Source organism: Pseudomonas sp. TH41 (genome assembly GCF_016650695.1).
GTDB lineage: Bacteria > Pseudomonadota > Gammaproteobacteria > Pseudomonadales > Pseudomonadaceae > Aquipseudomonas.
The window spans coordinates 49177-68216 of sequence record NZ_JAEKFH010000006.1 but is presented as its reverse complement, the minus strand read 5'-3'; the positions used below and the strand labels follow the sequence as shown (position 1 = coordinate 68216).

Genomic DNA, 19040 nt, shown 5'->3' with positions numbered 1-19040 from the left:
CGACATGAGTGCAGTGATCAAAGATACCGCGCAACACAATGACCAACCCCTGGTGAGCCTGCGTAACCTGAACAAGTACTACGGCGAATTTGCCGCCGTGGACGACATCTCTCTGGACATCAAGGACGGTGAATTCCTCACTTTCCTGGGTTCCAGTGGTTCCGGCAAAAGTACCACGCTGTCGATGCTCGCCGGCTTCGAAACCCCGAGCAGCGGTGAGATCCTGGTCAACGGCCAATCGCTGGTCAACGTGCCGCCGCACAAGCGCGACATCGGCATGGTGTTCCAGCGTTACTCGCTATTCCCTCACCTGTCGGTGCGCGACAACATCGCGTTTCCGTTGGCGATTCGCAAACTGGCCAGTGCCGAGCGCGAGCGCCGGGTCGATGCCATGCTCAAACTGGTGCAACTCGAACAGTTCGCCCATCGCCGCCCTTCGCAACTCTCTGGCGGCCAACAGCAACGGGTCGCCATTGCTCGGGCACTGGTCTATGAGCCACGCATTTTGCTGATGGACGAACCGCTCGGTGCGCTCGATAAAAAACTGCGTGAAGACCTGCAAGACGAACTGCGCCAGCTGCATCGGCGCCTTGGCATCACCATCGTCTACGTGACCCACGACCAGGAAGAAGCCATGCGCTTGTCTCAGCGCATTGCCATTTTCAGCCACGGCAAGATTGTCGGTTTGGGCAGCGGTTATGACCTGTACCAGAATCCGCCGAATGCCTTTGTCGCTTCGTTCCTCGGCAACTCGAACTTCCTCAAGCTCAAGGCTCAAGGCAATGCGGTGGCTTCGTTTGAAGGCCAATCGCTGTCCATCCGCCTGACCGCGGGGTTGCAAATCGATCAGGATGTCCTGCTCATGGTTCGCCCGGAAAAAGCCTTGGCCTTGAGTGTTGAGCAAGCCGCTCAAGAACCCTTGGCGGCAGGCTGGAATGAAGTGTCGGCCATCGTCGGTGAGGTGCTGTTCCTCGGTGAGAGTCAGACCTGCACCGTGAAAACCCTCGGCGGCACCTCGATGACCGTCAAGGCACTCTCCGCCGCCGGCATGCCGCTCAAGACCGGCGACCCGGTTCGCGTGCGCTGGGCCACTGCGGATGCGTGCGTTTATACGCAATGGGCTGAGAGTGATCTGAACAAGGCTGCTGGGGCGCATTAAACTTTTGACGGCTCATGTTAGTGGGCCGGATTAAATAGAGTCACCCTCGGGTCGCTGCAACGTCGGGTTGTGGCGGCCTTTTTTTGCGCTTTGGTTTGTGGGCATATCCGTTTTTTGGTTGTGGCTGCTGGCGATTTCGCTCTTACAGCGAGTCCCTTTTTCAAACGCCAAAAAGGAACCAAAACGTACGCCCCTTCATTCGGTGCCTCGCCTAGGCTCGGCATGCCCTCACTCCGGGAAAGGGGCAGCAGATCTGAGGCAACAGCAACATCAGGATCAAAAGATCGTCCGAACGCGGCCCGAGCCTTCGGCAGCTCCTACAGAGCGTACGCATTCCCCCTGTAGGAGCGAGCTTGCTCGCGATGAATTCGAAGGCAACGCATTTTTCCAGACAGCACGCGTTATCGTTCACGTCCATCGCGAGCAGGCTCGCTCCCACATACAGCAGATCGGCGTGGAGCTTTTGCTTTTCACCACTCATCAGGCCGAGCGTTAGCTCGCCTGCAGCTTTTGATCTCGATGCACCGCCCCCTCGTGAGGCCGAGTGGAGGTTCTGCGCAGTGGGCAACCCGGCATGGATGGCCGATGGCGGCGGGCCCACGGAGCAGGACCGGAGCGAGGGCATGCCGAGCCTAGGCTAGGCACCGAACGACAGGGGAAGAAGCGTTTGGTTACTTTGCGCTTTTCAAAGTGACCCGCCGTAAGGGCGGAACCGATAGCGGCCGCTACCCAAAAAACGGATATACACACGACAAAAAAATGCCCGGCATAAACCGGGCATTCCAGACAAACACGAATCAAAAACTAATCAGCAAAACCAAGCCGCGAAGCCCTGACCTCCTGAGCCTGCCCACGCGTCGCCAGGCAGTAATACAACGGACACGTCACCACCAACCCCACCAGCCACGACAGATCAGCGCCGTCCACCAAATTGGCATACGGCCCCACATACAACGACGTATTGGCAAACGGCAGTTGCACGATAATCCCGATGAAATACGCAACGATCGCATGCAGGTTGAAACGCCCATAAATCCCGCCATCCGCACGAAAGATCGAAGCAATGTCATAGCTGCCGCGCTTGATCAGATAAAAGTCAATCAAGTTAATCGAAGCCCACGGCACCAACACCAGCAACAGCGCCAGAATCAGCCCGATGAACTGCGAAATGAAATCCGCCGAAGCACTCAGCGCGACCAGGCAGCAGCCCGCCAAAACAAAACCCGACAACACCACGCGCAGCTTGATACTAGGCGTCCACTGACTGGCAAACGTCTGGATCGAGGTGATGATCGACAACACCGCGCCATACAGATTCAAGGCGTTATGGCTGATGATGTTGAGCAAAAACAGCACCATCAGAATCGGCCCCAGCCAACCGGTGGATTGCTTCACCGCCAGCATCGCCTCAGTACCTTCCGGGGTTGCCAACACGGCCACCGCGCCGAAGGAGAACGAAAGAATGGTGCCCAACGTCGCGCCCAGGTAGGTGGCGAAGAACGGACGAGCAATACCGATATCCGCCGGCAGGTAACGCGAATAGTCCGACACATACGGCGAGAAGCTGATCTGCCAGATAATCCCCAGCGACACCGTGGCCAACCAGCCGGACAGGTTAAAACCACCGCGCGTGAAGAAGTCCGCCGGCAGATCATGCGCAAAGATAAACAGGAAGCCGGCGAGCAAAGCACTGCCCATGACCCAGGTGCCGATGCGGTTGAGGGTATGAATGAAGCGGTAACCGATCACCCCGATGGCCGTGGCGCTGAGGGCACCGATCAGGATACTGGCCGGCACGGGAACCGAAGGCGCGATGCCGACGATGGATTTGCCCGCCAGTACGATATTGGAGATGAAAAAACCGATGTAGATGAGAGCCGCAAAAAACACGATAAGCAACGCACCATACCGGCCGAACTGGCCGCGGCTCTGAACCATTTGCGGAATGCCCATGCGCGGGCCCTCGGCCGACGCAAGCGCAATCACCAACCCGCCGACCATGTGCCCAAGCGCGATCGCCAGCAACCCCCAGAACAGATTGAGGTGGAACACCTGGACCACCATGGCACCGGTGACGATAGGCAGTGGCGCAATGTTGGTGCTGAACCATAGGGTGAAAAGATCGCGGGCCTTCCCGTGGCGCTCTGCGAGTGGGACGTAGTCAACCGTGTGATTCTCGATCAGGGGGTCTTGCCGGGACATCTGGGACATGTGCATTAACTCAAGTTTGTCTGATCTTATATTTGTATGAAGCCAAACCGGGGGTGCTCTACGGCTGCCCCTCAGATGCGGGCCATATTATGGTATTCCAACATTTTCACAAGACTGATCTGGTCTTAGAATTCGCATCTGATCCGCCATTTTGACCTGTAACCGCCTGCCAAACCTAGCTAGAAGCCCCGTAATCATTGACTTTAAGACCAAACGCATACGTTTATCGGGTGCCTTAAAAAGCCCTTGCAAACGATGTATTACGGTATACCATCAGACCTACAAACTCATAAAAATCTGTTTCACCGCGAGAGGACCGTCCCATGATCGATTCCGCCATCTACAAACAAGTGATGGGTTCGTTTCCGTCCGGGGTCACCGTGATCACCACGCTGGATGACGACGGACAAATCGTCGGCCTGACCGCCAGCGCGTTCAGTTCGCTGTCCATGGACCCGGCGCTGGTGTTGTTCTGCCCCAACTACAGCTCCGATTCCTATCCGGTACTGATCAAGAACAAGCGCTTTGCCATTCACGTACTGTCCGGCGGCCAGCAAAGCGAAGCGTACGCCTTCGCGCGCAAAGGCAAGGACAAGGCGCAAGGCATCGAGTGGACATTGAGTGAGCTGGGCAATCCGATTCTGGCCAATGCCACGGCGGTGATCGAATGCGAATTGTGGCGTGAGTATGAAGGTGGCGACCACGCAATCATGGTCGGCGCGGTGAAGAACCTGATCGTGCCCCAGCAGAACGCCGGGCCACTGGTGTACTGCCACGGCAAGATGGGCGCCCTGCCCGTCCTCGCCTGATTCGAGCACACGGCAGCGGCGTGTATCACCGCCGCTGCCGTGCTTGCCTTACGTTCTGAAACGACGTACTCACCCATCGGAACTTGAGCTGCATCGCTTGCCAAATAGCGTTTCAGGCTGGCATCAATGTTCTGCAGCTGCGGGGGCTCGGCCAGATAAGCGACCGTCGGAGAGAAATATTTTGCGGATATTCCATATTATGGTATACCAATAACCAATCAGCCGAACAGCCGCACTCTGCAACGCGTCACATTGGCGAGAACACCCGGGAGCGCTCAGCGCTCATTCCAGGCAACAGGCCCGCAGTCGACAGGCCGACAACAAAAGATTTGAGGTAAGCGTCATGAAATTTTCCCTGTTCGTGCACATGGAGCGCTGGGACGAAAGCGTCAGTCACCGTCAGTTGTTCGAAGACCTGACCGAACTGACCCTGATGGCCGAGGCCGGTGGTTTCAGCACCGTCTGGATCGGCGAACACCACGCCATGGAATACACCATCTCGCCAAGCCCGATGCCGTTGTTGGCCTACCTGGCAGCCAAGACCACCACCATTCACCTGGGCGCCGGCACCATCATCGCGCCGTTCTGGCACCCGTTGCGGGTGGCCGGTGAATGCGCGTTGCTGGACGTGATCAGCAATGGCCGCATGGAAGTCGGCCTGGCACGTGGCGCCTATCAGGTGGAGTTCGACCGGATGGCAGGCGGCATGCCTGCTTCTTCCGGCGGCCAGGCACTGCGGGAAATGGTTCCGGTCGTTCGCGCCCTGTGGCAGGGCGATTACGCCCATGACGGCGATATCTGGAAATTCCCGACGTCCACCAGCGTGCCGAAGCCGATCCAGAAGCCGAACCCGCCGATGTGGATCGCCGCCCGCGACCCGGACTCCCACAACTTTGCGGTGGCCAACGGCTGCAACGTCATGGTCACGCCGCTGATGAAGGGCGATGAAGAAGTTCTGGACCTGAAGAACAAGTTCCAGGCCGCGCTGGATAACAACCCGGACGTGCCGCGCCCACAATTGATGGTGCTGCGTCACACCCACGTCCACGCCGTCGATGACCCAGAGGGCTGGAAAGTCGGGGCCAAGGCGATCTCCCGTTTCTACCGCACCTTCGACGCCTGGTTTGGCAACAAGGCAGTACCGGTCAACGGTTTCCTGGCGCCGAGCCCGGAAGAAAAATTCACCGGTCGCCCGGAGTTCGAGCTGGAGAGTCTGCACAAGACCGCCATGATCGGCACCGCGGAAGAAATCATCCCGCGCATCAAGTATTACGAGGAACTGGGCATCGACGAGTTCAGCTTTTGGTGCGATAACAGCCTGCCCCATGCGGAAAAGAAAAAATCCCTGGAGCTGTTTATCAAACACGTGGTCCCGGCGTTTCGCTGAGTCCGCTGCCCTGTCCCCCGGACGCGAAGCCGGGGGGCTGATTGACGTGTAGGGTCGATTCCAATGCAGAACGGTCGTCTCCCATCACTCGCCCCTCCCTCCAGCGCCGAGCAGGCCTACCTGCGCGGCGAATGGACCGCTTCGCATATCCATTTCAAGCGCCTGCGCGCCAGCGTTTCTGCCAAGCAGAACGGTTTCTGGCAATTAGTTCACTGAGCCCACCCGAACAGACATTCACGCACCCCACTTCTCGCCATCGCGGGGACGTGCACGGTGCATTGTGCTTTGGCTCATGATCAGGTTTGCTCAATGAACAATAACAACGCGCTGTTGATCATCGACATGCAACAGGAGGACGGTTTCGTCCTGGAAAACTTCGACACGGTGGTGGCTAACACGACCGCCTTGCTCGAATCCGCCCGCCGCCAGCGGGTACCTGTCATCTATACCCGTCACATCAATCAAGCCGACGGCAGTGACATGCCGCGCGGCGAACCACGGGCAGCCGACGGCGGTCCGAGCAGTTACCGCGCCGGCACCCGGCAAGTGGAAATACTCGAGCAACTGGCGCCGCTGCCTGATGAGCAGGTCCTGGACAAGGGCCGTTACAGCGCCTTCCACTGCACCGATCTGGATGCCCGACTCAAGGCGCAAGGCGTCGATACGCTGATCGTCTGTGGCGTCTTGACCGATGTCTGCGTCCTCAGCAGCGTGTTCGACGCCTTTGCCTTGGGCTATCACGTTCGGCTGGTCAGCGATGCCTGCACCACGACCACCCTGGCGGGGCATTACTCGGCACTGTTGATCATGGCCAACTGGGTTTACTCACTGGAGATCCTGACCAGCGCCCAATGTCTGCACGCCCTCGAATCTCGCGACTACCTGAGCTTGATTCCCGAGAGCCCGGACCTGTTCGCTCATCAACCGCATGAGTTCGAAAGCACCATTGCCCGTCTGCAAACCCACCTCGCCCGGACTCAGGAGTAATCGCCATGCAAGTCGAAAAAAGAAGCATTGATTTCATTCCTGAATCCGAACGCCATGGCCAACCCGGCTCACTGTTTTTCATCTGGTTCGGCGCCAACATGAACATCACAACCATCGCTTCCGGCGTGTTGCCGGTGGTGATGGGGCTCAATCTGTTCTGGAGTGCGCTGGCGATCATTATCGGCTCACTGTTGGGGGCGATTTTCATGGCTTCCCACTCCGCCCAAGGCCCGAAACTGGGCATCCCGCAAATGATCCAGAGCCGTGCGCAATTCGGCGTGTTGGGCGCGGTGTTGCCGCTGCTGTTTGTAATGCTGATCTACCTGGGATTCTTCGTCAGCAATACCTTGCTCGCGGCCCAGGCCATAGAGTCCGTCAGCCCCATGTCGGCGACTGCGAATGTCTACCTGATCGGGGCCTTGTGCTTCGTCGTTGCGCTGTATGGCTATCGCCTGATCCATCGTTTGCAGAAGTGGCTGTCGCTGCTGTCGTTGGTGGTGTTCTTTGCCGCCACCCTGCTGGCTCTGCAGCTGCCGATACCCGCTGAACAATGGCTGCCAACCGGTTTCTCACTGTCGAAGTTCCTCGTGGCGGTGAGCATCGCGGTCACCTGGCAGCTGTCGTACGCCCCTTATGTCGCCGATTACTCACGCTACCTGCCGAGCACAACACCCACCGCAAAAGTGTTTTGGTACAGCTACGCCGGCACGGTCAGCGGTGGCGCATGGATGATGATCCTCGGCGCGATCCTCAGCGTAGGTATCACTGACTTTTCCGGCAACGTCGGAGGTCATGTCGCCGGGCTGTTCGGCGGCGGCGCTGTGTTGTTGTTCGTGTTCATCCTGTATGGCCAGGTGTCGATCAACGTCTTCAACCTGTACGGCGCGTTCATGTCGACCATCACCGTGATCGAACCCTTTGCCCGACTCAAGGTAACGCCTCGGGTGCGCGGACTGTTCATGTTGCTGATCAGCCTGCTGGCCACGGCGTTGTGCACCATCAGTCAGGACAACTTCATCAACTTCTTCCTCAACTTTATCTTCTTCATGAGCTACTTCCTGATCCCCTGGACGGCGATCAACCTGGTGGACTACTACTGCTTGCGCAAAGGCCAGTACCAGATCGATGACATCTTCAACCTGAACGGGATCTACGGTCGTATCAACTGGATCGCCTGTGGCAGCTTCCTGCTGGCAATCGCTCTGGAAATTCCGTTCATGAACACCACGCTGTATGTGGGACCGGTGGCCAACGCGCTGGACGGTGTGGACCTGGCCTGGATCGTCGGGCTCCTGGTGCCCGCGCTGAGCTATTACTGGCTGATGAAGCTGGGCAAGCGCACGCCAGAGGTCAGCGTGGCACTGCGGTAAACTGAAAAAAACAACACCGACTCAGGGTTAGGAAATTGTAGGAGCGAGCTTGCTCCGGGCGGCGTTCCGACGATGGGCTCAAGAGTGCCGCGTTTAGTCAGTAAATACGCGTCATCGTTAACAACCATCGCGAGCAAGCTCGCTCCTACAGTGGACTCAGGGTCGGCGTTGTCATTCCAGGAGCGAGACCAGGCGCGGCTCAATCGAGCACTCCAGCACCTCGAGTAGCGCCAGCGTCACCGGTAGCTTGAAACGTCGCGGGCCCGCGCTGCCTGGATTGAGGTAGAGCTGTTGGCCGCGCCATTCTATGCCTGGCTTATGCGAATGACCGGTGATAACCAGCTTGACGCCTGCATCCAGCACGGCTGGAACATCGGCAATGTCATGTACCAGCAAGGTCTGCCATCCATTCAGGTCGAAACATAAGCGGTCGGCGAGACTGTCTGCCCAAGGGGCATCCCGATCATTGTTCCCGCGTACGACGTGCAACGGGGCAATTGACGCCAGTTGGTCGAGAATTTCCGGTTTGCCGATGTCGCCGGCATGAATGATCCGTTCACAACCTTCCAGAGCCACCAGGGCTTCGGCGCGCAGTAAGCCATGGGTGTCGGAGATCACGCCAACTTTCATGCAAAGCTCCGGATAACGCTCAAGTATGGATACACAGGATATCCATGCAAGCGCTCTCAGGTCTCACAGGCGTCAAAAAAAATCCTATGTCCCGCCACCCACGCCTTCCACTGTCCGGGCATAACGTTTGGTCGCCTCGGTCACGAGGTGCTTACGCTCGTCGCGATCGATGAAACCTTGTTTGAGGTACTGCTCTGCAAGTCGGAGCAGCTCCTCGTATTGCTCTTGCGCAGTCATTCGAACTTCAGACCTGCCCAACAATTGTTGCCAGGTCGCAAGCGCTTGTGATTTCCGGTCTTCGTCCATGGCGACGCCTCCAAAGGGCCGTGTTGCGTTAGAGAGCGTCGCAAATCGGGACGTTCACCGGGGACGACGTACGGCAAGTGACAACAGTAGCTTTTCAGCACCGCTCGGCCTGCTACGCTCTTCTCTTAATGCCTTGAATGGAGTCGAGCGATAATCACAAGATAGTGTTCCCCTTAACCCTGAGGTGGCTGAGTGTGAGAGGCCAATTGATAGGTACCGCCATCACCCTGGCCGTGATGGGTATTACTGCGCATGTGTTTATGGATTGGAGAGCCGGCGAGAGCGAACGGCGGGATGCGGCATGCAAGGCAGCACACCAGCATGTCGAAAGCCTTGAAGTTCGAGCGCGAGCGATGGCGGCTGGACTGTCTGTCGAGGCTTATGCCGAGGCCGAGAACGCGGACGTGGGCAAATTAGTCAGAGCCCTGGACTCCGCCAACAATGTTGCCGAGGTTGAAGCCGTCATCGACGCACACGCCGCCGAGCTGAAGGCGCAGGACGCCGCAGCCGACGCCCAATTAAAAAACCAGGGAAGCCAGCTATTCCTCGAACAGAAACTCATCAAACAGCGCATAACCACTGACATCAAGCAGGAAATTGAACGCGCCGCGAAGGCCGTAACTGATGCCTGTGGTTAGTACCGACTGCCGCTGGCCCTTTGTCAGTTCTGCGCCTCATTACTCGGTAAATCACGCGGCTAAAAGGTAACCCGTAGCCATTTCCAAACCTCCTCCGGCTCCGGGCTACCCACATTGTCCTTGGTCATGTCATGCCGTGCACATCGCAGTGACTGAATCGATCAGGGGGAAGCAGGCCTGGGATGATTCACGATTCAGATTGGACGCGCAGACACTCGATAAGACAGCTTAGACAGGCTTGAAGCAGTACGCAGCCAGCTTGTTACCGTCGAGGTCTCGGGCGTAAGCGGCATAAGCGTTGGGTGCCCAGCCTCGTGCCCCGGGAGCACCTTCGTCGGTGCCGCCACTGGCCAACGCTGCGGCGTGGAAAGCGTCAATGGCTGCGCGATCCGATGCTTCAAAGCTGACAGTGACACCGTTGCCCACGCTGGCCGGGGCGCCGTTGGCCGGTTTCAGCACGAAGAAGGACGGGGCGTCCTTCCCCCAGATCGAGCCATTGTCGTCCAGATCGGCGATGCGTTTTTGACCCAGTGCACCCAGCACATTGTCGTAAAAACTACGGGCTTTTTGCAGATCGTTGGTGCCGACGGTGACATGCGTGAAAATGCTCATTGTGATGTTCTCTTGGTTAGAAACAGGGTGGGTATTGCAGTTTTCCGACCGGGCGCCATTCGTTTAACGATGATCGCCAGGCCAGTTGAGTCAGCGATCGAAATGAATAACGGTGCGGATACTTTTGCCTTCACGCATCAGGTCGAAGGCCTTGTTGATGTCTTCAAGGCCCATGGTGTGGGTGATGAAGGTTTCCAGCGGGATTTCACCGGCCTGAGACTTCACGACATAGCTGGGTAGTTCGCTGCGTCCTTTCACGCCGCCAAAGGCCGAGCCGCGCCAGACACGGCCGGTCACCAGCTGGAACGGTCGGGTACTGATTTCCTGGCCGGCGCCGGCGACACCAATAATGACCGACTCGCCCCAACCCTTATGGCAGCACTCCAGGGCAGCACGCATCAGATTGACGTTGCCAATGCATTCAAAGGAGTAATCCACGCCACCCTCGGTCAGTTCGACAATCACGTCCTGGATCGGCTTGTCGTAATCCTTTGGATTGATAAAGTCGGTAGCGCCCAATTGCCTGGCGATTTCGAATTTGGCCGGGTTGATATCGATCGCGATTATTCGGCCTGCCTTGGCCATGGTGGCGCCGATGATCGCTGCCAGACCAATACCGCCCAGGCCGAAAATGGCCACGCTGGCGCCCTCTTCCACCTTGGCGGTGTTGAGTACCGCGCCGATGCCGGTCGTCACACCGCAACCCAGCAGGCACACTTTTTCCAGTGGCGCTTCTTTGGGAATTTTAGCCAGCGAGATTTCCGGCAACACCGTGTACTCGGAGAACGTCGAGGTGCCCATGTAGTGGAATATGGGCTGGCCTTTGTAGGAAAAGCGGCTGGTGCCGTCTGGCATCAGGCCTTTACCTTGAGTCGCACGAATTTTCTGGCAAAGGTTAGTCTTCCCGGACATGCAGAATTTGCACTCACCGCACTCCGGGGTGTAGAGCGGGATCACATGATCGCCAACGGCGACCGACGTCACGCCCTCACCCACGGCCTCGACGACACCACCGCCTTCGTGGCCAAGAATCACCGGAAAAATCCCTTCGGGATCGGCGCCGGACAGGGTAAAGGCATCGGTATGGCAGACACCTGTGGCGACGATACGTACCAGCACCTCGCCGGCTTGCGGTGCCGCCACATCGACTTCGACAATTTGCAGAGGCTGGTTCGCCGCAAAGGCGACGGCAGCTCGTGATTTGATCATATTCATAATTCTCGGACGCAAGGTAGAACCCTGCTTCTCTTAAGAGGCAAGAAAAATCATTAATGAGCGTGTGTTTGTGCGGATCACGTGGGGGACGTTAAACGATCAGAGCGTCCTGCCCCCCTTGTCGATCAAAGCGTTGCGTCGATTTTTTTCGCGACGGCTTCACTGACCCAGGCGTGCCACACTTCCGGGTGTTCCTTGAGGAATATTCTGGCCAGTTTCGGTGATTCGATGCGTTCCCGGGTCATTCTCGCCAGGTTCTGATTCAGCAGATCGATGGGAATGTTGACCTTTTCAAGTACTGCGACCAGTTCGGGAGCCTGTTCATGGAACGCCTTGGAGAGTCCAACCATGGTGATAACGTCTTTGTTGGCCCCGGTCTTTTCCTCCAGTCTTATCGCATCGATCTGGCCCATCAGCGGCGTCGGTGACCAGTAGTAGAACAGTACCGGCTCACCGCGTTTATAACTGGACAGGACAGCCGCATCCAGTGCGGCACCGGTGCCTGGACGGAAGTTCGTGAAGGTGTTTTCAAGACCGTACTCTTTGAGCATCTCGGTATTGTCCTGCTCACAAATCCAGCCAGCAGGACAGTTGTAGAAGCGGCCTTTAGACGGCTCCTCCGAATCGTGAAAAACACTCGCGTACTTGCTCAGGTCGGCGACTGTCTTGAGGTCTGGTGCTTGTGCTGGCCGGTTACGTTTGGTGTCGCCCTCAACGACGTAGCGCGGTACATACCAGCCTTGAGTCGCACCAATGATCGGAGCGCCAACCCCGACGACCTTTCCGGCAGCCGCGGCTTTTTTCCAGACTTCGCTGCGCTCCATCCACTCTTCGCCAAATACTTGAATGTCGTTACTGGCCAACGCAGTCTCAAGAATGATGGTGTTACCCACCAACTGATCGGTTGCACAGCCGTACCCATCCTTGAGCACAATCATCATGATGTCGGTGAGGAGCATCCCGCTCTCCCAATTCAGACCGGCAAATTTCACCGTTTTACCCGAGTCACACCAACCTGAGGCCTGGCTGGAAGCACTGCCAGCGAGCACGCCAAGGGCGAGTAATGAGGCCAGCACATTCTTCCTGTATTTCATGATCAGACGCTCCGAAATATTATTGGAGATAGCGAACTGTTGCGTGCCACACACGAGGTAAACGAGGCCATCAGATCTAACGTGGACGGGTGCCTGTGCAAACACGTGAAGCGAAGGAATGAAGAAGTTGTTTATTGTTAATGGCGAAACTTAAGCCATTGGATCAACGGAAGTACGTCCGTAAAACAATTGACGGGCGTAGGCGCTGAACTCGACGTTTGGCTGATCTACGTAAGCCAATACAGCGTTGAGCCTTAACCTGTCCCCTACCACCGGAGTCACACGGTGCAATGAATAGCGTCCGCGGAATAATGTCAGGGTTCCGGCCACTTGAGGTAAAACCTCTATCTGCTGTGTTTTGGGGTCATCGAGGAATTGCCTGACCACGTCAAAGCAATCGTCGTCCGCATTACGAAGCATGCGTACATACTCAAAATCCCCACCGGCGCTCGCGGCCTGAAGTGACAGCGTGACGCTGAAGTCGGAACGATCAAAGTGCCACCCCAATTGCTGTCCCGCCGTAAACCCCTGCAAGTTAAGTGCTGCTAACGGATCTGCATGGCGATAGAGCGTGTCCAGATTCAATACATCTCTAATAAAAGAAAGCACTTCGTCCGATTCGTAAATTTGTCTGATCGAATGCCCGGCAGGAATGTCGGCGTAGGCGACCGTATCTTTTTCAGTTTCCATCAACCGCCGCAGGGGATGCGCTGAATCGACGCTTTCGTCTTGAGGCTTGAAGTAAACCGTGTGCTTTTCTCGGAAATGGAACATGCGTGGGTGCAGCGCAAGGGTTTGATCCGCCATCGCGCTAACCGTTTCATCACGGACAAACCCAGGGAAGATCGCAACGCCTTCCTGGCCGAGCAACGATTGACTGCGAGTGACCAGCTCCAGATACGCCGGATGGGTTCGATCGGTAATGGGATAACGCTCAAGGTCGACGATATCGCCCAGAGTATCTGCAGGTGTCAGCGCAAGCTTTGTCATGATTGTTGTTCTCCGATAGTTCTTGCTGGAACCAGATTGCATCGGCGCTAAAAACAAGTCACGCTCATATTTTTACGCAATTTTGTGAATTATTTTCAGGTCGAAGGCTATGAGACTCACTCTGGATCACCTTGTGATGCTGCACACCCTGTCGGAAGTCGATTCTGTAACGGCCGTTGCCGAGCGGTTATGGCTAACGCCTTCAGCCGTCAGTCATCGCATGCGAGAGGCGGAGCGCCGGCTAGGTGTGAGCCTGACAGAACGATCGGGAGGAAAGCTGAGACTCAGCCCCGCTGGCGTGCGCCTGGAGCGAGCCGCCAAAGACATCATTGCGATTCTTAACGAAGCGGAGTCTGAGGCGAGGTCCATGGCCGGCGGGGTCACAGCCTTCGTCCGAATGGGTGTCACCTCCTACGGCCCATTTCGCTGGATTCCAAAATTTATCAAGCATTACTCAAGTCTTCGCCCGGATATCGAAATAACCCTGGTGACTGTGCCTCGTAATGACGTTTACGCGAGCCTGATGCAAGGAAGGCTTGATGTATCAATTATTGATGACGGCATGGTGCCTAGCGGGGTCGCAAAGTTGCCGCTTTTTCGAGACGATTTAATTGCGATCATGGCAACCGATCATCCCCTGGCGGGGAGGAAAAACATTTACGCCGAAGACTTCAAAACTTATAACCTGGTGACCTATTCAACGGATCGCGCAAGTGGCTGGGAATATGATCGGTTTTTCGCTCCCGCCAGTATCTTGCCGCGCCGTATGATCACGGTTGAATTGATTGAAGCGATCGTTGAACTCGTGCGTTCAGGGTACGGTATAAGCATATTGCAACGAGACTTGGTAACCCCCAGCCTTGAGCGCGGGGAGCTTGCGTGGGCAGCGCTGAATGACGGATTGGATATCGCGTGGAACGCTTTAATTCGCCCCTCGGAACAAGAGGATAGTGAGGTCAATAAAATGGTTACAGAGCTGAATGACTGGATTAAACATGCAGGAAATCCGAACACAACTAATCCAATTAGCTAGTGAGTAAACGTTGTTTTATTCTCGACCAGATAGCTGTTAAGGAGGCGCTGAACAATTAACCCGTTCGCCCCGCCCTCCATTTCCAAGCCGTTTTTTCAACCCGCCGGCCTTATTCTGCATTTCTGGGGCCGATTTCTGCCCTCATTTTGCTGATTTGCGGGCCAGCCTCGCCTTTCAGACGGATTTATCCCGCCGCCCGTTGCAAATACCGCTTGGCCAACATCAGATTGGCCACCCTCGTCGGAGAAACCGAAGCAATGCTGTATGACAGGGATTACCCCTTCACTTCCTTGCAGTGCGGTCGATAACCACTGTGTGGGAACGATTCATTCCTGCTTTCTCTTGCGACCTATCGCATTTAATGCCCCGCTGCCCACTATAGGATGTCTCAGCATGAACTGGTTTCATGACGCCAAGCTGTCGACCAAACTCATTTTTTCATTCGCGCTTTGCGCATTCATTACCTTAGGGGTGGGGGTACTGGGAAGTCGGGGTATCACCACCCTTTCGAACACCCTCCAGGTGGTCTTCTCCAATAACTTGCTGTCTGTCACCAAAATCGGAGAAACCAAGACCAGCGCTGTCTCTCAGAACCGCGATTTGTATCGACTCATGGCGGTGATCGCTGCCAATGGGCCTCAGAGCGTGAAGAGTGAGATTCTGGCCAGTATGACTGCCAACCGGGCGGCCAGTGAAAAAGCGTTTGCCATATACCGTGCCAACCCTCTGGAAGACGATGAACGCGCCGCCGGTGACAAAATGGCGAAGGACTGGCCAGCCTATCAGGCACTGGTCGACCGAGCTGTCGGTTTGATTGCCAAGTGGGATATCGAGGGGGCGAGAACACTGTTGGAGACTGATCTGCAAAAAGCTTACCAGACGGTGATGGACGAACTGACGATCATGGTGGAGTCGAATAACCGGCAGATTGACAAAGGCGCCGTGAATGCCTCGCAACAGGCGCTCTCGGCCAATACTGCTCTCTACATCGGCATTGCCGTCGCATTCATTGCCGCGCTGATGTTGGGCTTGTTCATCAGTCGCGTGATCAGTCGGCCGATCGCCACAGCCGTTGCCAGTGCTCGGCGCGTGGCGGCCGGCGACCTGAGCCAGACGATCATCAGTACTGGCCGTGATGAGACGGGCCAACTGCTGACCGCTCTTGGCGAAATGCAGGGCAGTCTCAAGGCTACGATCCAACAGATCGCCAGCGCAGCGGAACAACTCGCTTGCGCTGCCGAAGAACTCAATGCAGTGACCGAGGAAAGCAGCCGCGGCCTGACACGCCAGAACGATGAAATCCAGCAAGCCGCGACCGCCGTCACGCAAATGACCGCGGCGGTGGAAGAAGTCGCCCGCAACGCCATTTCCACTTCCGACGCATCGAAAAGCACCAGCGAAGAAACTGCCAACGGCCGAGACCAGGCGCTTGAAGCGGTGAATGCCATTAACAGTGTCAGCACCGAAATCACCGCGTCCACCGCCTTTGTCGAAGAGCTGGCGGGACGGGTGCAAGACATTGGCAAGGTGCTGGACGTCATCCGCGCGATCGCCGAACAGACCAACCTGTTGGCACTGAATGCCGCCATTGAGGCTGCCCGCGCTGGCGAGCAAGGCCGAGGCTTTGCCGTAGTCGCGGATGAAGTGCGAGCGTTGGCCGCCCGCACTCAAGCCTCCACCGGTGAGATCGAGGGGATGATTGGTACGGTACAGAACAGTGCCAACCAGGCCGTGCGCTCGATGGGCAGCAGCCGTACACTGGCGACCGGTACTCAGTCGCTGGTCCAGGCCACAGGTCAGTCCCTTGAGCGTATCGCGCAGAGCATCGCTCAGATTAATGACCGCAACATGGTCATTGCCACCGCTTCCGAGGAACAGGCCCATGTGGCACGCGAGGTTGATCGCAATCTGGTGAACATCCAGGCCCTGTCAACCCAGACTGCCGCAGGTGCGAACCAGACCAGCGCTTCGAGCCAGGAGCTGTCGCGCCTGGCCATTTCGTTCAATAATCTGGTGGGCAAGTTCAGACTCTAAGTCAGGGAGAGCATTCTATCCAGTGGCTCATGGATGAGCTCCAGAGGCTGAAAACCGAATAAATCACCGCTTCCTTAACAAGGGTATTTTGTGTGCTGCATCGTCCGGTTGAGCCGCGTATCAGGCCCGTCCGTGTCAGATGTCGGGCCTGACTTTACTCTTGCCTGACAATATCAACCGAGATCTCCACCGCCGCAATCGTTCCTCTGTTCTCAAGCCAGTGTGTGGTGTTCCTGTCCTCGGGCCAGCCCACTCCCGGTCCATAGTCCGTGGCGACTCCATTACGATGGTCAGTGATCATTCCTTGCAGTATGTAGACGGTGCCGGGTCTGTCTATATGGTTGTGAATCGGCCCGAAGACGCCCCCAGGCTCGATGGTCACCATCCGCATTCTAAGTTGGCGCCCTGCCATGCCCTCGATCTCAGGGCCGAGGTCAACCGTTGCAAGTAGCTTCACTGCAACACCTTTAGTCTCGGGTGCCACCGGTTCGTTGCTCATCGCGCTTTCCTCGTTGTACGTAGCGGGCATACCCTGATGAAGCCGAGCTAAATCTGTAGTGACAGACCAAGTCAGTGTAGGTCAGAGCGAAGATCATGAGGGATCGGGTCGACGCCTGCTGAGCAGCCTCCCAGTAGGACTGGCATCGATCAGATGAATCTCGAGATCAAATCCGTACCTACGGGAGAGTTGTCATGTCTGAGCAATCACGTTTCATGCTGGTCGTCTCGCCCCTGATGGAACACAGCCCCGCGTTCGACCAGGCCGCCGCGTTGGCCAAGGCTTCGGGTGCGGCACTGCACATCGTAGCGTTCGATTACCTGGAGGGGCTGGCAACAGCCGGCATGGTCAATGAACAAGCGCGGGAGGAGATGCGCCTGGGCTATGTCGAGCGCCATCGCCAATGGCTCGAAGAACAGGCCCGGCCCTTACGCAACCTCGGGGTGCACGTCACCACTGAAGTGGTGTGGGTGGAAAGCCCCTTGCAGGAAATCCTCATTCACCTCAAAGAACAGCCGATGGCAGCTCTGATTAAGGCACTGGAATACGAATCGCTGCTGTCACGCTTGATGTTCACGCCCCTCGATATCCATCTCCTTCGCGAATGCCCGGTGCCGCTGCATTTTGTCAGCCATGTGCGGCATGCCTTGCCGCGCAAAATCGTCGCCGCCGTCGACCCCTTCCACCGTGATGGCCACTACGAAGGTTTCAACGACAAGATTTTGCGCGAGGCCTCAAAACTGGCGAGCATCTGTAATGCGGAACTCGATGTGATCTACGCCCATGACCTTTCATCCATCAGCGCGGACGAATTCGGTTTTGAGAGTGCTTCGGCGTTTTTCACTTCAGGCACAGCCAAGACCTTGTTCGATGCACAGGGCGATACCTTCCGCGAGCTGGCCGAGCGCAACGGTATCCCGCCGGAGCGCCAGCACATGATCATGGGCAACCCGGCTAAGGTACTTTCCAGTTACGCCGATGCGTATGACATTGACGTCATAGTCATGGGCCGGGTCAGCCATCGTGGCATGGGCCGATTGGTCGGCAGTACGGTGGAACACCTGCTTTATAAAATGCCGTGCAGTGTGTGGGTGGTCTCACCAGAAACACTGGATGACTGATAGAAATATCAGTGTTCCGCGAATTGTCGCCACTGGAGAATGCGGTGAACGCGGACGCTGCCAGGGCAGCTGCCTTTCCCTCGTATCCAGAATCGGGCCGCTGGTCAATATTTTGGGGCGCAAGGATGCAAGTGGCTAAGGTCACAACTACTTTTAGGGTGGCTATAAGAGTGTGTACCCGTCTGCCGTAAACGTCCTTTGGGGTGATCGCTCGCGTTCAATGCCGGCACAGGTGTTCAGATCGAGCTAGCGTATTCCTGACAATAAAAACACACGGCGGGTTATGAACAAAAAATCGAGGAAGCAATCATGGCAAAAGTACTGGTTCTCTATTACTCAATGTACGGCCACATCGAAACCATGGCCAACGCTGTAGCCGAGGGTGCACGCGCCGTGCCTGGCGCCCAAGTAACGCTCAAGCGTGTCGCCGAGACCATTCCGGCTGCGCAGGCCGCCACCATCGGCGTCAAGCTCGACCAGCAGGCGCCAGTGGCGACACCTGCCGAGTTGGCCGATTACGACGCGATCATCTTTGGCACGCCGACCCGCTTTGGCAATATGGCCGGCCAGATGCGCACCTTTCTCGATCAGACCGGAGGGCTATGGGCCAGCGGAGCGCTGGTCGGCAAGATCGGCAGCGTCTTCGCTTCGACAGGCACTCAGCACGGTGGTCAGGAAACCACCATTACCTCGTTCCACAGCACACTGCTGCATCAGGGCATGGTCATCGTGGGTGTGCCTTACACCTGCGCAGGGCTGAGCAACATGAGCGAAATAACGGGCGGTACGCCCTATGGTGCGACCACTCTGGCCGGGGCCGACGGGAAACGCCAACCATCGCAAAATGAACTGGACGTTGCGCGCTTCCAGGGTAAACACGTCGCTGAACTTGCAACCAAGCTCGCCGGTTGACGCAATCACGTAGTACGAGCTGTTCACGTAGTC

At 56.8% G+C, this 19040-nt stretch carries 19 protein-coding genes and 1 pseudogene; 12 read left to right on the top strand and 8 right to left on the bottom strand.

The features are described from left to right. The first annotated feature begins 4 nt into the window (after positions 1–4). On the top strand, positions 5–1159 hold the full coding sequence (locus JFU37_RS24180) for an ABC transporter ATP-binding protein (protein ID WP_201119577.1): 1155 nt from the start codon (positions 5–7) through the stop codon (positions 1157–1159). 804 nt (positions 1160–1963) lie between these two features. On the opposite strand, the gene JFU37_RS24175 is transcribed toward JFU37_RS24180, so the two are convergent. Continuing rightward, complete coding sequence (locus JFU37_RS24175; RefSeq protein WP_201119576.1) at positions 1964–3370, bottom strand: purine-cytosine permease family protein; 1407 nt, start codon at positions 3368–3370, stop codon at positions 1964–1966. Positions 3371–3693: 323 nt separating this feature from the next. On the opposite strand from JFU37_RS24175, the gene JFU37_RS24170 reads away from it, so the two are divergent. The 5 genes from JFU37_RS24170 to JFU37_RS24150 all read left to right on the top strand — a co-directional run bounded on the left by JFU37_RS24170 (position 3694) and on the right by JFU37_RS24150 (position 7923). Beyond that, on the top strand, positions 3694–4179 hold the full coding sequence (locus JFU37_RS24170) for a flavin reductase family protein (protein ID WP_201119575.1): 486 nt from the start codon (positions 3694–3696) through the stop codon (positions 4177–4179). Positions 4180–4522: 343 nt separating this feature from the next. Next, on the top strand, positions 4523–5566 hold the full coding sequence (locus tag JFU37_RS24165; RefSeq protein WP_201119574.1) for an LLM class flavin-dependent oxidoreductase: 1044 nt from the start codon (positions 4523–4525) through the stop codon (positions 5564–5566). Between the two features lie 63 nt (positions 5567–5629). Beyond that, the gene (locus JFU37_RS24160) at positions 5630–5782 is read left to right on the top strand and encodes a hypothetical protein (protein WP_201119573.1); all 153 of its coding nucleotides are present in this window, start codon (positions 5630–5632) and stop codon (positions 5780–5782) included. Positions 5783–5875: 93 nt separating this feature from the next. Further along, positions 5876–6553 (top strand): isochorismatase family cysteine hydrolase, encoded by a 678-nt coding sequence (locus tag JFU37_RS24155; RefSeq protein WP_201119572.1) that lies wholly within the window; start codon positions 5876–5878, stop codon positions 6551–6553. 5 nt (positions 6554–6558) lie between these two features. Further along, positions 6559–7923 carry a purine-cytosine permease family protein gene (locus JFU37_RS24150; RefSeq protein WP_201119571.1) on the top strand — a complete coding sequence of 455 codons (1365 nt, stop codon included), beginning with the start codon at positions 6559–6561 and terminating at the stop codon, positions 7921–7923. Between the two features lie 171 nt (positions 7924–8094). Here the strand turns inward: JFU37_RS24150 and JFU37_RS24145 are convergent, their stop codons facing one another. Both JFU37_RS24145 and JFU37_RS24140 read right to left on the bottom strand, forming a co-directional pair. Continuing rightward, entirely contained in the window at positions 8095–8553 is a 459-nt protein-coding gene (locus tag JFU37_RS24145) for a metallophosphoesterase family protein (protein WP_201119570.1), read from the bottom strand. Between the two features lie 84 nt (positions 8554–8637). Next, entirely contained in the window at positions 8638–8859 is a 222-nt protein-coding gene (locus JFU37_RS24140) for a hypothetical protein (RefSeq protein WP_201119569.1), read from the bottom strand. A gap of 194 nt (positions 8860–9053) precedes the next feature. On the opposite strand from JFU37_RS24140, the gene JFU37_RS24135 reads away from it, so the two are divergent. After that, on the top strand, positions 9054–9497 hold the full coding sequence (locus JFU37_RS24135; RefSeq protein ID WP_201119568.1) for a hypothetical protein: 444 nt from the start codon (positions 9054–9056) through the stop codon (positions 9495–9497). A gap of 228 nt (positions 9498–9725) precedes the next feature. Here the strand turns inward: JFU37_RS24135 and JFU37_RS24130 are convergent, their stop codons facing one another. From JFU37_RS24130 to JFU37_RS24115, 4 genes are all read right to left on the bottom strand, one after another. Further along, positions 9726–10109, bottom strand: coding sequence for a VOC family protein (locus JFU37_RS24130; RefSeq protein WP_201119567.1), 384 nt, complete (start codon positions 10107–10109; stop codon positions 9726–9728). Positions 10110–10199: 90 nt separating this feature from the next. Continuing rightward, entirely contained in the window at positions 10200–11318 is a 1119-nt protein-coding gene (locus JFU37_RS24125; RefSeq protein ID WP_201119566.1) for an S-(hydroxymethyl)glutathione dehydrogenase/class III alcohol dehydrogenase, read from the bottom strand. 131 nt (positions 11319–11449) lie between these two features. After that, on the bottom strand, positions 11450–12418 hold the full coding sequence (locus JFU37_RS24120; protein ID WP_201119565.1) for an ABC transporter substrate-binding protein: 969 nt from the start codon (positions 12416–12418) through the stop codon (positions 11450–11452). A gap of 150 nt (positions 12419–12568) precedes the next feature. Continuing rightward, positions 12569–13408 carry a HalD/BesD family halogenase gene (locus tag JFU37_RS24115; RefSeq protein WP_201119564.1) on the bottom strand — a complete coding sequence of 280 codons (840 nt, stop codon included), beginning with the start codon at positions 13406–13408 and terminating at the stop codon, positions 12569–12571. A gap of 136 nt (positions 13409–13544) precedes the next feature. Here JFU37_RS24115 and JFU37_RS24110 point away from each other — a divergent pair, with 136 nt between their 5' ends. The 3 genes and pseudogenes from JFU37_RS24110 to JFU37_RS31345 all read left to right on the top strand — a co-directional run bounded on the left by JFU37_RS24110 (position 13545) and on the right by JFU37_RS31345 (position 16475). Continuing rightward, complete coding sequence (locus tag JFU37_RS24110; protein WP_242485813.1) at positions 13545–14441, top strand: LysR family transcriptional regulator; 897 nt, start codon at positions 13545–13547, stop codon at positions 14439–14441. Between the two features lie 264 nt (positions 14442–14705). Further along, positions 14706–15617: pseudogene (locus JFU37_RS31350) on the top strand (MCP four helix bundle domain-containing protein); the annotation flags it as partial. Beyond that, the gene (locus JFU37_RS31345; protein WP_446739609.1) at positions 15612–16475 is read left to right on the top strand and encodes a methyl-accepting chemotaxis protein; all 864 of its coding nucleotides are present in this window, start codon (positions 15612–15614) and stop codon (positions 16473–16475) included. The pseudogene JFU37_RS31350 and the gene JFU37_RS31345, both read left to right, overlap by 6 nt. 154 nt (positions 16476–16629) lie before the next feature. Here JFU37_RS31345 and JFU37_RS24095 read toward each other — a convergent pair whose 3' ends face one another. Next, complete coding sequence (locus tag JFU37_RS24095) at positions 16630–16974, bottom strand: cupin domain-containing protein (protein WP_201119561.1); 345 nt, start codon at positions 16972–16974, stop codon at positions 16630–16632. Between the two features lie 194 nt (positions 16975–17168). Here JFU37_RS24095 and JFU37_RS24090 point away from each other — a divergent pair, with 194 nt between their 5' ends. Beyond that, positions 17169–18095: a universal stress protein gene (locus tag JFU37_RS24090; protein WP_201119560.1), complete on the top strand. Its 927-nt coding sequence runs from the start codon at positions 17169–17171 to the stop codon at positions 18093–18095. 309 nt (positions 18096–18404) lie between these two features. Beyond that, the gene (gene wrbA / locus JFU37_RS24085; protein ID WP_201119559.1) at positions 18405–19007 is read left to right on the top strand and encodes an NAD(P)H:quinone oxidoreductase; all 603 of its coding nucleotides are present in this window, start codon (positions 18405–18407) and stop codon (positions 19005–19007) included. Positions 19008–19040 lie beyond the last annotated feature (33 nt).